Annotated in this window: 14 protein-coding genes and 1 riboswitch; of the genes, 6 read left to right on the plus strand and 8 right to left on the minus strand. The window is 71.7% G+C overall.

Annotated elements, in window-relative coordinates:
* Positions 1–2: 2 nt before the first annotated feature.
* Both LGI35_RS12800 and LGI35_RS12805 read right to left on the minus strand, forming a co-directional pair.
* The gene (locus LGI35_RS12800; protein ID WP_227293983.1) at positions 3–188 is read right to left on the minus strand and encodes a hypothetical protein; all 186 of its coding nucleotides are present in this window, start codon (positions 186–188) and stop codon (positions 3–5) included.
* Between the two features lie 38 nt (positions 189–226).
* Positions 227–688 carry an Asp23/Gls24 family envelope stress response protein gene (locus LGI35_RS12805; protein WP_227293984.1) on the minus strand — a complete coding sequence of 154 codons (462 nt, stop codon included), beginning with the start codon at positions 686–688 and terminating at the stop codon, positions 227–229.
* 117 nt (positions 689–805) lie between these two features.
* Between LGI35_RS12805 and LGI35_RS12810 the strand changes: the two genes are divergently transcribed.
* A complete protein-coding gene (locus LGI35_RS12810; protein ID WP_227293985.1) occupies positions 806–1540 on the plus strand; it encodes a nucleopolyhedrovirus P10 family protein in 735 nt (244 codons plus the stop codon).
* A 33-nt stretch (positions 1541–1573) separates the two neighbouring features.
* Here LGI35_RS12810 and LGI35_RS12815 read toward each other — a convergent pair whose 3' ends face one another.
* The 3 genes from LGI35_RS12815 to LGI35_RS12825 form a co-directional block, all read right to left on the minus strand.
* A complete protein-coding gene (locus LGI35_RS12815) occupies positions 1574–2386 on the minus strand; it encodes an enoyl-CoA hydratase/isomerase family protein (protein ID WP_227293986.1) in 813 nt (270 codons plus the stop codon).
* Between the two features lie 129 nt (positions 2387–2515).
* Positions 2516–2740, minus strand: coding sequence for a helix-turn-helix domain-containing protein (locus LGI35_RS12820; RefSeq protein ID WP_189492003.1), 225 nt, complete (start codon positions 2738–2740; stop codon positions 2516–2518).
* A 393-nt stretch (positions 2741–3133) separates the two neighbouring features.
* The gene (locus tag LGI35_RS12825) at positions 3134–4732 is read right to left on the minus strand and encodes an ABC-F family ATP-binding cassette domain-containing protein (RefSeq protein ID WP_116502819.1); all 1599 of its coding nucleotides are present in this window, start codon (positions 4730–4732) and stop codon (positions 3134–3136) included.
* A 224-nt stretch (positions 4733–4956) separates the two neighbouring features.
* On the opposite strand from LGI35_RS12825, the gene ypfJ reads away from it, so the two are divergent.
* Together ypfJ and LGI35_RS12835 are read left to right on the plus strand one after the other, a co-directional pair.
* A complete protein-coding gene (gene ypfJ / locus LGI35_RS12830) occupies positions 4957–5835 on the plus strand; it encodes a KPN_02809 family neutral zinc metallopeptidase (RefSeq protein ID WP_227293987.1) in 879 nt (292 codons plus the stop codon).
* 91 nt (positions 5836–5926) lie between these two features.
* Positions 5927–6337 carry a VOC family protein gene (locus tag LGI35_RS12835; protein WP_227293988.1) on the plus strand — a complete coding sequence of 137 codons (411 nt, stop codon included), beginning with the start codon at positions 5927–5929 and terminating at the stop codon, positions 6335–6337.
* Between the two features lie 16 nt (positions 6338–6353).
* Here the strand turns inward: LGI35_RS12835 and LGI35_RS12840 are convergent, their stop codons facing one another.
* From LGI35_RS12840 to LGI35_RS12850, 3 genes are all read right to left on the minus strand, one after another.
* The gene (locus LGI35_RS12840) at positions 6354–7769 is read right to left on the minus strand and encodes a hypothetical protein (RefSeq protein ID WP_227293989.1); all 1416 of its coding nucleotides are present in this window, start codon (positions 7767–7769) and stop codon (positions 6354–6356) included.
* A 180-nt stretch (positions 7770–7949) separates the two neighbouring features.
* Positions 7950–9077 carry an alpha/beta hydrolase gene (locus LGI35_RS12845; protein ID WP_227293990.1) on the minus strand — a complete coding sequence of 376 codons (1128 nt, stop codon included), beginning with the start codon at positions 9075–9077 and terminating at the stop codon, positions 7950–7952.
* A 67-nt stretch (positions 9078–9144) separates the two neighbouring features.
* A complete protein-coding gene (locus LGI35_RS12850) occupies positions 9145–9822 on the minus strand; it encodes a class II aldolase/adducin family protein (RefSeq protein ID WP_227293991.1) in 678 nt (225 codons plus the stop codon).
* Positions 9823–10025: 203 nt separating this feature from the next.
* Between LGI35_RS12850 and LGI35_RS12855 the strand changes: the two genes are divergently transcribed.
* From LGI35_RS12855 to LGI35_RS12865, 3 genes are all read left to right on the plus strand, one after another.
* The gene (locus LGI35_RS12855; RefSeq protein WP_227293992.1) at positions 10026–10769 is read left to right on the plus strand and encodes a lysozyme; all 744 of its coding nucleotides are present in this window, start codon (positions 10026–10028) and stop codon (positions 10767–10769) included.
* A gap of 189 nt (positions 10770–10958) precedes the next feature.
* Positions 10959–12218, plus strand: coding sequence for an inorganic phosphate transporter (locus tag LGI35_RS12860; protein WP_227293993.1), 1260 nt, complete (start codon positions 10959–10961; stop codon positions 12216–12218).
* 15 nt (positions 12219–12233) lie between these two features.
* Positions 12234–12455: a hypothetical protein gene (locus tag LGI35_RS12865; protein WP_227293994.1), complete on the plus strand. Its 222-nt coding sequence runs from the start codon at positions 12234–12236 to the stop codon at positions 12453–12455.
* Between the two features lie 110 nt (positions 12456–12565).
* A riboswitch (cobalamin riboswitch) is annotated at positions 12566–12707 on the plus strand.
* The last annotated feature ends 103 nt before the right edge of the window (positions 12708–12810 follow it).

Consider the following 12810-nt stretch of genomic DNA (forward strand, 5'->3'; position numbering starts at 1 on the left):
GGTCACCGCCGCCGGTCGCCGCGCGAGCGGAAGAAGTCGCCGGGTTCCAGGTCCCCCTCGAGGAACCGGCCGGCGACGAAGCCGACGGCGCCGAGCGCCGCCACCAGCAGAAAGGCCCCGAAGCCGCCGAAGTATCCGGCGAATGCGAGAGCCATTCCGGCGATCATGCCGATCACGGCCAGGTTCATCGAGCGCTCCTCCTCAAGGGCACGCCGCGGGCGGGTGGTCACTGAAGCCGGGACTCCGGCTCCTCGTCCTCTTCGTCGGGCAGCTTCACGTCGCTCACCGCGATGTTGACCTCGACGACCTCGAGGCCGGTCATGCGCTCGACGGCCGCGACCACGTTCTCTCGCACGTCGCGGGCGACGTCGGCGATCGACACCCCGTACTCCACGACGATTTCCAGGTCGAGGGCCGTCTGTACCTCGCCGACCTCCGCCTTCACCCCTCGCGACACGGATTTGGTGCCGCCGGGCACCCGGTCGCGTACGGCTCCGAAGGTGCGGGACAGGCCGCTGCCCATCGCGTGCACGCCCATGACGTCCCGCGCGGCGAGGCCGGCGATCTTCTCGACCACACCGTCGGCGATGGTGGTGCGTCCGCGCGTCCCGGCGGATCCCCCGCCCCGCTTGGTCACAGTGGTCCTGCCCCCGGTCGCTTCGCCCGGCTTCTCTGCGGTGTCGCTCATCGCGGGTCGTCCCTTTCGAAGAGGTTCTCTCAGGTCGTTCTCTGGGAGTCACTGCTCTTTCGACCACACTAAGTGCGGTTGCCCGGTCGCGCGCCAGGGATGCGGCAGGCTGGGGCAATGAGCGCTGACCGATGGACGCAAGCAGTACGACACCAGCTCGGGCTCGGCAGGCTGGTGCCGCTCGGAGGGCCGCGTGACGGGTGCTGGCTGGCCGAATCGGCGGCGCGGTCGGCGTTGCGCCATGCGGTCCACTCGGTGCCGGGGGTGCGGCTGGGAAACCTGCGCATCGAGCTCGCCGACCCCGACGGCTTCTACGAGTCCGCGGTGCCCGCGCCCCCGAGTGCCCTGCCGCCGGGACCGCTGAGAATCGTCGCGGAGTGCGCCGCGGCGCCGGACGAACCACTGCCCACGGCCGCGTCCCGGCTGCGCGCGGCACTGGACGGCGCGGCGGCCGACGGGCTCGGGCTCACGGTGGCGGAGGTGGACCTGCGGGTGACGGCGCTGCTCGACGACCCCGCGCAGGCTCAGCCCGCCTCGGGGGACGCGGAGGTGGATGTCGCGGACGGCGAGCAGGCGAGGAGCGACACGGACGAGGGGCGGGCCGGGCGGGCCGCGCTCTCCGTGGCGGGGGTGGCGCGGCTGACCGGTTCACTGGGCGGCCTGGGGCGTGCGGTGCACATCGGGGAGCGTTCCGAGGGCGCGGCCACGCTGCCGCGCCGCCATGTGCGGATCGAACTGGCGGTGTCGGGCGGGCGGCGGGTGCTCGATGTGGCACGGGACGTGCGGACGGCGGTCACCGGAGCCCTGGCGGACAATCCGTCAGTGGCCGTTCTGGTGACCGCCGTGCGCTGAGGGCCGTCCGGCCCGGGGCATGCGTGGGTCGCGTCAGTCGCCGAGGCCCGCCAGGTCCCGGAGCCGGCGTCCCTGTGCGGCGCGCTCGGCGGTGCGCTGCTCCTCGTACGAGCGTCCGGAGACGCCCTGGAGCAGGGCCTTGGTCTCGATGACGGCGTCGCGGGGCGCGGCGACGAGTGCTCCGGCGAGGTCGTGCGCGGCGGCGTCGAGCTGGTCGGCGGGCACCACGAGGTTGGCCAGGCCGATGCGGCCGGCCTCGTCGGCGTGGACGTAGCGGCCGGTGACGCAGATCTCCAGGGCGCGCGCGTATCCGACGAGGGAGACGAGGGGATGCGTGCCGGTGAGGTCGGGCACCAGACCGAGGCTGGTCTCGCGCATGGAGAACTGCACGTCCTCGGCGGCGATCCGCAGATCGCAGGCGAGGGCGAGCTGGAAGCCCGCACCGATCGCGTGTCCCTGCACCGCGGCGACGGTGATGATGTCGCTGCGCCGCCACCAGGTGAACGCCTCCTGGTACTCGGCGATGGTGTCGTCGAGCACGTCGTCGGAGCCGCGCGCCAGGTCGATGAAGGACGGCTCGCCGTCGAAACCCTCGGGCGTGAACGCCTGACGGTCGAGGCCCGCGGAGAACGAGAGTCCCTCCGCGCGCAGTACGACGACGCGCACGCTGCCCGGCAGGGACTTCCCGGCGTCGGCCAACGCCCGCCACAGAGCGGGACTTTGGGCGTTGCGCTTGTCCGGGTTGGTCAGCGTCACCGTGGCGATGGAGCCGTCGACGGTGAGGCGGACCCCGTCCTTGTCGAGTACCGGCGCGAGCGAGCCGGATCCGCTGTCGGGCGAAGCCATGTGTGCCTCCGATGGTGTGCGCAGTCGGACGAGGGCGTGTCGACGTCCTCGAAACTACTGCACAGTAACCAACCGGCCGGTCGGCGGACCGACCGGGTGGTCACCATCGAAGCCTGTGCACTGCCCGGCTCAGCCGGCCGCGGTCGCCTTCTTGCCGCGTGTAGCCCCGCCGCGACCTCGCAGCGTGACTCCCGACTCACTGAGCATCCGGTGCACGAACCCATACGAGCGGCCGGTTTCCTCGGCCAGCGCTCGGATGCTCGCACCGGAGTCGTACTTCTTCTTCAGGTCTGCCGCGAGCTTGTCACGCGCGGCGCCGGTTACCCGGCTGCCCTTCTTCAGAGTCTCGGCCACCCGTGCCTCCTCATGGGAAGTGCGCTCTGGACTTCTCATGATCACCCCTCCTGGGCTTCCTGGCCACCCATTCGGCAAGGTCCGTCCGACGAGCTTGTGCGGTCGGGAAGCGGTCGACACGAGTGGAACGGAGGGTTCCGGGTGCGCCTGGGTGGGGCCGGAAACGGCGTTCTCCGCGAAGGGCCAGGTCAGCGCCCTGCCAGCGGGCACAAGGGCCCCGACGCCGGTGCGGCGACGAAATCCGTGTAGGACACACCGCGGTACGAGGAGATCTCACTCAGATGATGGATCACGAGTCGGCCGAATGATCCATACCGAGTGGATCAGCCTTTCGATCAAGCCGTGCTGACGGCCGACCGTGATCGTGCGGGCCCGGACACGGGCGCCGGAGGGTCAGGCGAGGCTGACCAGATCCGCGTAGTCCTGGCCCCACAGGTCCTCGACCCCGTCGGGCAGCAGGATGATCCGCTCCGGCTGGAGCGCGTCCACGGCGCCCTCGTCGTGGGTGACGAGGACGACGGCGCCCTTGTAGGTGCGCAGCGCGCCGAGGATCTCCTCGCGGCTGGCCGGGTCGAGGTTGTTCGTGGGCTCGTCGAGCAGCAGGACGTTCGCGGACGACACGACGAGCGTGGCGAGCGCGAGGCGGGTCTTCTCACCGCCGGACAGGACACCGGCCGGCTTGTCGACGTCGTCCCCGGAGAACAGGAACGAGCCGAGCGTCTTGCGCACCTCGACCAGGTCCAGGTCGGGGGCCGCGGAGCGCATGTTCTCCAGGACCGTGCGCTCCGGGTCGAGGGTCTCGTGCTCCTGCGCGTAGTAGCCGAGCTTGAGGCCGTGGCCCTCGATGATCTCGCCGGTGTCCGGCTTCTCGGCTCCGCCGAGCAGCTTGAGCAGGGTGGTCTTGCCCGCGCCGTTGAGGCCGAGGATGACGACGCGCGAGCCCTTGTCGATGGCCAGGTCGACGTCGGTGAAGATCTCCAGGGAGCCGTACGACTTCGACAGGCCCTCGGCCATCAGCGGCGTCTTGCCGCACGGGGAGGGCTCGGGGAAGCGCAGCTTGGCGACCTTGTCGGAGACACGCACCGCGTCCAACCCGGCGAGCAGCCGGTCGGCGCGCTTGGCCATGTTCTGCGCGGCGACGGTCTTGGTCGCCTTGGCGCGCATCTTGTCGGCCTGGGAGTTGAGGGCCGCGGCCTTCTTCTCGGCGTTCTGGCGCTCGCGCTTGCGGCGCTTCTCGTCGGCCTCGCGCTGCTGCTGGTAGAGCTTCCAGCCCATGTTGTAGACGTCGATCTGGGAGCGGTTCGCGTCCAGGTAGAACACCTTGTTGACGACCGTCTCGACGAGGTCGACGTCGTGGGAGATCACGATGAAGCCACCGCGGTACGACTTCAGGTAGTCGCGCAGCCAGACGATGGAGTCGGCGTCGAGGTGGTTCGTGGGCTCGTCGAGGAGCAGGGTGTCCGCGTCCGAGAAGAGGATGCGCGCCAGCTCGATACGGCGGCGCTGACCGCCGGAGAGCGTGTGCAGGGGCTGGCCGAGCACGCGGTCGGGCAGGTTGAGCGCGGCGGCGATGGTGGCGGCCTCGGCCTCGGCGGCGTACCCGCCCTTGGTGAGGAACTCCGTCTCCTGGCGCTCGTACTGCTTGAGCGCCTTCGCGCGCGTGGCGCCCGTGCCGTTGGCGATGCGCTGCTCGTTGTCGCGCATCTTCTGGATCAGGGTGTCGAGTCCGCGCGCGGACAGAATGCGGTCGCGGGCCAGGACGTCGAGGTCGCCGGTGCGGGGGTCCTGCGGGAGGTAGCCGACCTCTCCGGAGCGGGCGATCTGGCCTCCGGCCGGGGTGCCCTCACCGGCGAGGCACTTGGTGAGCGTCGTCTTGCCCGCGCCGTTGCGTCCGACCAGGCCGATGCGGTCGCCCTTGGCGATACGGAAGGTGGCGTTCTCGATGAGGATGCGGGCGCCGGCGCGCAGCTCGATGCCGGAAGCGGTGATCACGGACAGACTCCTGAGCAGGGATATGGACGGCGGAAGGGCTACTGAGGGCGATGAGCCGTCTAGTGCATGCGGAGAATGGCCATGGGCCAAGTCTAACGGGGCGATGCAAACACTTTTCCGCCCTGCCGTTCCGGGGCCGAGGGGCAGACCGCCGCGAACTGTTCGATAGTGGGCGTTGGGCGGCGGGCCGCCGCCCCTGACGTGCGGCAGAGGGCGGTGCGGCCATGCAGTTCGACGACGACGCCGACCTGGACACCTCCGAGGTCCAGGACAGGCGCCGGGTCCCCGGCGGCCGGCGGACCATCGGCGGCGGCCTCGCGGGCCTGCTCGCCCTCCTGGTCGGCCTCTTCTTCGGCACGAACGAATTCGGCCTCTCCTCCGGCAGTGGCGAACCCGACACCTCCGTCTCGTCCGCGGCCCAGGTCAGCCAGGACTGCCGTACGGGCCAGGACGCGAACACCAAGGAGGACTGCCGCATCGTGGCGGTCGTCAACAGCGTCCAGGACTTCTGGCGTCAGGAGTTCCGCGACCGCGGGGGCAGCTACTCCCCCGCGCAGACCGTGTTCTTCACCGGCCAGGTCGCCACCGCGTGCGGCACGGCGACCTCGGCGGTCGGGCCCTTCTACTGTCCGGGCGACCGCAAGGTCTATCTGGACCTGGGCTTCTTCGACGAGCTGCGCACCAAGTTCGGCTCCAGCGGCGGCCCCTTCGCGCAGGCGTACGTGGTGGCGCACGAGTACGGGCACCACGTGCAGAACCTGATGGGAACGCTCCAGCGCTCCCAGGACGGGCGCACGGGCCAGAACAGCAACGCGGTGCGGGTCGAGCTCCAGGCGGACTGCTACGCCGGGGTGTGGGCGCACCACGCGACGACGACGCCCGACGACAAGACGGGCAGGCCGCTGATCACGAACCTCACCCAGGCCGACATCCGGGACGGCCTGGACGCGGCTGCCGCCGTCGGCGACGACCGGATCCAGGAGAAGTTCCAGGGCCGGGTGACGCCCGAGACCTGGACGCACGGCTCGGCGCAGCAGCGGCAGCAGTGGTTCTACGAGGGCTACCGCAGCGGCGACATGGCGCGGTGCAACACGTTCCGGTGAGCGGGACCGGCTCCCGGGGCGGATTGTCGGTGCCGGGTGCCAGGCTGGATCCGGCAGCGCATTCCGGACCGGCGAAGAAGGAGTGAACACAGTGAGCGGTACGAAGGGGCGCGCGAGTTTCTACCCGTCCTTGCTGTACGCCGACGCGAAGGCCGCGATCGAGCAGCTGACCTCGGCGTTCGGCTTCACCGCCGCGGCCGTCCACGAGGGCGAGGGCGGCTCGGTGATGCACGCCGAGCTGACGTACGGGAACGGCGCGGTGATGCTCGGCTCGAAGGGCCGCGGCGGCCGCTTCGACGAGGCCATGCGGGGCGCGGGCCCGACCGGGATCTATGTCGTCGTGGACGATGTCGACGCCCATCACCGCCGGGCCGTCGAGCACGGCGTGGAGATCCTGATGCCCCCGACGGACCAGGGCTACGGCTCCCGGGACTACATGGCCAAGGACGCCGAGGGCAACGTGTGGAGCTTCGGGACGTACGCGCCGGAGATACCGGCCTGATCGCGCGGGCGCGGTGTCACACGCCTCCGGTGTGCACCTGGAAGGCGGCCCGGCGGACGGCCTTCGCGAGCGCCGGGTCCGGGTGCGCCGCGGCCAGCGCGACGAGGACCTGCACGGTGCGCGGATGCCCGGCCGCCCGGACCTCGTCGAGCAGTGCCGGCACGGTGGGCTGCACAGCGGACTCCAGATGGCGCACGAGGAGCTGGGCCTCGCCGTGGTCCGCGACGGCCGCCGCGGTGTCCACCCACAGCCAGGTCGTCTCCTCGCGGGTCAGCACCAGGTGGACGTCCTCGGGATCGGCGCCTTCGTACTCGGCGAGCCACAGCAGCGCGTAAGGGCGCAGGGGCGGCTCGTCGGCGACGGATCGGACGACGGGCTCGGCGGGGGCTCCGACGACGCGCAGCGCCTCGAAGGCCAGGCCGCGCAGCAGGGCGTCCTCACCGCGGGCGGCGGCGATCAGCTCGGTGACGGCGCTGCCGACGGGGCGGGCGGCGAGCCAGGCGCGGTACTCGGCGCGGGCCGCGTTCGGGCGCAGCCGTGCGCAGCCTCTGAGCATGTCCTCGGCGGACTGCTCGATGTTGCCCGCCGGGGACTGGGCGGCCACGCAGATCTGCTCCAGCTTGACCCAGACCGCCCAGCTGCCGAGCGGCGTGAGGGTGGCCTGGCCGTCGGCGTAGGTGAGGGCGCCGACGGCGGCGAGGCCTTGCAGGGCCCAGTCGAGGAGCGGGGGGAGGTCGGTGCCGGTGGTGCCGGTCGCGGGTCCGGTGCGCTCGGGCTGCGGGCCGTAGGGAATCTCGCAGCGTTCCGTGCGCAGTTCCTCGACGCGCTGGCCGAGCAGGTCGAGGAGTTGCGGGACGGGGACCGGGCCGGCGGAGAGCTGGAGGAAGGAGAGCACCTGGGGCATCGCCGAGACGACCTCGGCGACCGCGGCGGCCTCCGGACTCTCGCCGGCGGGGTGGGCCAGGGACCAGGCGTCGAAGAGCGCGACCCAGCCGCGCAGCACGGCGGTGTCGTCGCGGTCCCAGGCGCGCAGGCGCCAGCCGGGGCGCGCGCTGTCGCCGTGCACCTCGACGAGGCCCGCGAGGCGTGCGGTGTCCCAGTCGGCGCGGACCTGTCGCGGGGTCAGCTCCAGGTCGGCCGCCGCGCGTTCGGCGGTGGGTGCGGAGAGCGCGCCCCTGCCGTCGGGGGTGCCGTGGCCGCTGCCGGGGCTGAGGGCGGCGTCGGCCCAGCGGGCCACGCGGACGGCGTCGGCGAGGCCGCGGCGGGCCATACGGGCGAGTTCCGCCGGTGGTGGGGTGCCCTCCGGCGGGCGGGGCGCCGGGCGGGGCGGGCGAGCCTGGGTCACCACTCCGTCGGCCCGCACGGGGGCGGCGGAGAGAGTGCGCGGGCGGACGAGTCGGAGCCTGGAGTCGCGCGGGATACGGGACGTCACGGGGGCAGTCTTCCGGTTGACGGTCCGAAAACCCAAACGGAATGGTTCCGGGGCTCTTTGCGGGCGTCGCGTGAGGGTCCGCGGACCGGCGCACGCCGGGGGTCTACGCGGGCCTTCCTGCGCATCTGTCCCGTGCGGCCGGCGGGCGCTTCCCGTGGGTCCGACGGAGCTGGGGCGGAGCTACATGAGAGGGGTGAGGAAGCGGCGGAGCGTCTCCTCGTACTTCTTCGGGTCCGCGTTCCACATGGCTCCGTGCGGAGCGTCGGCGACGGTGTGGAGGTTGACGAAGTCGGGGCGCCGGGCGGCCAGTTCGCGGGACAGGGCCCAGGGGGCGATCTCGTCGTCGGGGCCGTGGATCACGAGCGTGGGGACCTTGAGCGCGTCGGGGTGGGCGGCGGTGTCGAGGCGGTCGCCGTGCAGCCCGGTGCGGCCCTGGGCGGCGCGGACCGCCAGCGGCAGCAGAGGGCCGGGGATGCCGCGGGCTCCGGCGAGGGCACGCAGCGTCACGTCCCACGCGAGGACGGGTGAGTCGAGGACGAGTCCGGAGATGCGGTCCCGCAAAGCGGAATGGGCCGCCGCGTGCAGTGCCATGGCGGCGCCGGCCGACCAGCCGTGCACGATGACGCGCTGCGCGCCGTAGCGCACGGCGTAGCGGATCGCGGCGTCCAGGTCGCGCCACTCCGTCTCGCCGAGGTGGCCGAGGCCGTCCGGGGAGCGGGGGGCGCCGAGGTCACCGCGGTAGGCGAGGTCGAGCACGGGGAAGCGGTGGCGGTGCAGGAAGTCCATGAGGACCATGGGGTGCTCGCGTGTGGTGCCCAGGCCGTGGACGGTGATGACCCAGGTGTCGCGGGAGCCGGGGACGAACCAGGCGGGGAGGGCGCCCAGTTCGCCGGGGATGTCGATGTCGGCGTGGTCGAGGCCGAGCGCCGCCTTGGGATCGCCGATGTGGACCTGGGGCGTGAGCCAGGCCTTGGCGCCGGGTTCGAGGGAGCCGTGGGTGACGCGCTCAAGGCGGCGCACGACGGCGTCCGCGGCGTGCGGGGCGGACTCGAGGACGGGCCCGACCACGGCGTGGAATCCGGCGCCGCTCAGGCCGTAGGTGCCCCGGCGCAGGGAGGCCAGGTCGCGGGTGAGGGTGACCTGCCCCGCGGCGGTGGCGTGGACGGTCAGGCGTGGCTCGGTGGGGAGCGGTCGGCCCGCGGGCGCCTTGAGGGCGGCATCGCTGGCCAACCGGCCGACCGCGACCGCGGCCGCGCCGGCACCGATGACTGCGGTGACGGCAGCGGCCGTCGCTCTGGCGGTGCGCACCGTCCCAGTGTCGGTGCCCGGGCTCCGACCGGCCAGTGGGGCGCGGCCGCCGGGCGCCCGGTGGCGGTCAGCCCCGCTGCCCGTACCCGCGCAGTTTCTCCTCCACCTCGCGCACCTGGTCGCGGGTGAGGAGCGTCGGGGTGTGGTGCGGGTGGGCGCTCGCGGTGAGCCAGACGCGGCACAGCCATTCGAGCTGGGCCGTGCGGTCGTAGGCGGCGGCGAGGGTGTCGCCGTAGGTGAGGGTGCCGTGGTTCTGGAGCAGGCAGCCTGTCCGCCCTTCGAGAGCGTCGAGGACGTTCTCGGCCAACCGCTCGGTGCCGTACGTCGCATACGGGGCAACCCGGACGGGTCCACCGAGGGCCGCGGCCATGTAGTGGATGAGCGGTAGTTCGGACACGAGGGTGGAGACGGCGGTGGCGTGGACCGCGTGGGTGTGGACGACGGCGCGGGCCGGCGTGGCGCGGTAGACCGCCAGATGCATCGGGAGTTCGCTGGTCGGGGTCAGGGTTCCGGCGCTCTGCCGGCCGTCGAGGCCGACGGCGACGAGGTCGCCCGGGGTGAGCTCGTCGTAGGGGACCCCGCTGGGTGTGACGAGGACGGTGTCGCCGATCCGCGCCGAGACGTTTCCCGAGGTCCCGACGACGAGGCCGTCGGTGACGGTGCGCCGGGCCGTCGCCACGAGCGCGCTCCACGCCTGCGCGAGCCCGTCCGCGCCCTGCCCCGCACCGCCCGGTTCCTCCGCCATGCCCGCATCCTGCCAGCCGCGCGGCGGGCCCGCGCGGGTCGTGGGGCCGGGGCACTTCCGTGCGCAGCCCAGGAGTCCGGAAGCGCACGAATGGGCATGAATGCCCGCCTGGAAACGATTGGCTGGAGATCGACGGGCATGGAGGGATCTTCCGGTAACCTCCGGTTTGATTTGTCATGCACGTCGCCATTTCGGGGGGATATATGGCTCGTGGTCACAAACCGTTCCGTCGCCGTACGCACATCGCGACCGCGACATCACTGGCCGCCCTGACATTCGGGGGGACCGCTCTCGCGCAGGCCCCGGCGTCCGCGGCGGGCGGCACCAAGGGACACGACGTCTCGTCGCACCAGAAGAACGTCAACTGGCAGAAGGCCAAGAGCAAGGGCGCGCGGTTCGTCTACGTCAAGGCGACCGAGTCCACCACCTACCGCAACCCCTACTTCGACCAGCAGTACGGCGGAGCGCGAAGCGCGGGCATCATCCGCGGCGCGTACCACTTCGCACTCCCGAACAAGTCGTCCGGCCGGACGCAGGCCTCGTACTTCGTACGCAACGGGGGCGCGTGGCGGGCGGACGGCTGGACGCTGCCGCCGGCGCTCGACATCGAGTACAACCCCTACAGCTCGAAGAAGTGCTACGGCCTGAGCAAGGCGAAGATGATCTCCTGGATCAGGTCGTTCAGTGACGAGGTGCGCAGCAGGGCGGGCCGCCGGCCGGTGATCTACACCAATTACCGCTGGTGGAAGAGCTGCACGGGCAACAGCACCGCCTTCGCGGGCAACCACGCGCTCTGGCTCGCGCGCTACGACGAGTCCGCCGGGGCGCTGCCCTCGGGCTGGTCGTACTGGACGTTCTGGCAGTACGACAACGGCGGCGGACTGCCGGGTGACCAGAATCTCTTCAACGGTTCGCAGGCTCAGCTGCGGAGGTTCGCCCACGGCTAGCGGAGGGCCTACTTCCGCTTGATTCGGCCACCGTTCCGCTTCACGGACGACCCCGTGCCGCCGCCCCGTTCCCAACGGAGTGGCGGCACTCCACTTCGGGTCACCGCACCGCCCGCCTCAGTTCATCTTCCGTTCACTCAGATTGCCTACGGTCGCCGAGCCACTGACGTCCAACAGAAGCCTGGGTAAATGGAACACATCACGCTTCTCCTCGGGATCGTGATCGTCACCGCTCTCGTGTTCGATTTCACGAACGGTTTCCACGACACAGCCAACGCGATGGCCACCACCATCTCGACCGGCGCTCTCAAGCCCAAGACGGCGGTGGCCATGTCCGCCGTGCTCAACCTCGTCGGCGCCTTCCTCTCCGTGGAGGTCGCCAAGACGATCTCCGGCGGCATCATCAACGAGGACGGACTCAAGACCGAGGTCATCTTCGCGGCGCTGGTGGGCGCCATCCTGTGGAATCTCCTGACCTGGCTGGTGGGGCTCCCCTCCAGCTCCTCCCACGCTCTCTTCGGCGGCCTCATCGGCGCCGCCGTGATGTCGATGGGCTGGTCGTCGATCAACGGCGGCACCGTCGTCACCAAGATCCTCCTTCCGGCCGTCGCCGCGCCGCTCGTGGCGGGCATCGCCGCGATGCTGGCCACCCGGCTCACGTACCGGATAGGCAGCAAGACCGACCAGAAGGCGACCGCCAAGGGCTACCGCGCCGGGCAGATCGCCTCCGCGGGCCTGGTCTCGCTGGCGCACGGCACGAACGACGCGCAGAAGACGATGGGCATCATCACGCTCGCCCTGATCACGGGCGGCGTCCTGAACCCCGGCGCGAACCCCCCGATGTGGGTCATCGTCTCGGCCGGTACGGCCATCGCGCTCGGCACCTACCTCGGCGGCTGGCGCATCATCCGCACCATGGGCAAGGGCCTCACGGACCTCGCGCCGCAGCAGGGCTTCGCCGCCCAGACCAGCGCCGCGACCGCGATCCTCGCCTCCTCGCACATCGGCTTCTCGCTCTCCACGACGCAGGTCTGCTCCGGCGCCGTGATGGGCTCGGGCCTCGGCCGCAAGGGCGGCGTCGTCCGCTGGTCGACCGCGACCCGCATGTTCATCGCCTGGGGCCTGACCCTGCCGGCCGCCGGTCTGGTCGGTGCGGGCGCCGAGTTCCTCACCAAGCAGGGCTCGTGGGGCGTCGCCGTCACCGCGCTGCTCCTGATCGCCGGCGCGGGCACCATCTGGGCGCTGTCCCGGCGCAACTCGGTCGACCACACGAACGTCACGGACGACGACGTCACGGACGAGCCCGCCGGCGTCGTGACCACCGCGATCGCGGCCGTCACCCCGCCGCCCACCGGCACGGTCGGCGACCTGGACACCGACGTGAAGACCACCATCCCCGCCTCGCCCGCCCCGCCCTCGGCGGAGCCCGCGCGACCGGCCACGGTCTAAGGAAGCAGCAGCGCTATGCACATCGACTGGGCAGCACTCGGCTCCGTGTTCGGAGTCAGCCTCGTGATCACGGTGGCCCTCGTGGGCCTGTTCACCCTCGGCATCGTCGGCCTCACCAAGCGGGACTCGGCGGCGGCCCGGGGCAACTCGGCGGCGCTGGCCGTCTCCGGCGCGTACGCCTGCTTCGCCCTGTGCGCGGCGGCCGTCGGATACGGGATCTTCCTGATCGTCGCCTGACCGGAGGTAACCGGCAGGACTGCGGGGTGCGGGACGCGAAGGCGTCCCGCACCCCGCTTCGTGTGTGCCTCAGCACACTCTCCCTTCGCAGGTCAACGGCAAGTTGACGGGCGTTCGCGGAGCGTGGTGGACTTCCGGGGCCATCTACGGCAGCAGGAGAGGAAGCCGGTGCGAATCCGGCGCGGTCCCGCCACTGTCACCGGGGAGTGATCCCCGCGAGCCAGGAACTCTCGCCGCCGGTCTCTTCCAACCAGGGCGTGGACACCCTGAGTGAGGACATATCGCCATGCGCGGCTGCCAGTTGCGGGTGCTCCCGCCGAGAACGAGTACAAGGGTTCCGTTCGCCGTAGCGGCG

The organism is Streptomyces longhuiensis (assembly GCF_020616555.1).
Taxonomy (GTDB): domain Bacteria; phylum Actinomycetota; class Actinomycetes; order Streptomycetales; family Streptomycetaceae; genus Streptomyces; species Streptomyces longhuiensis.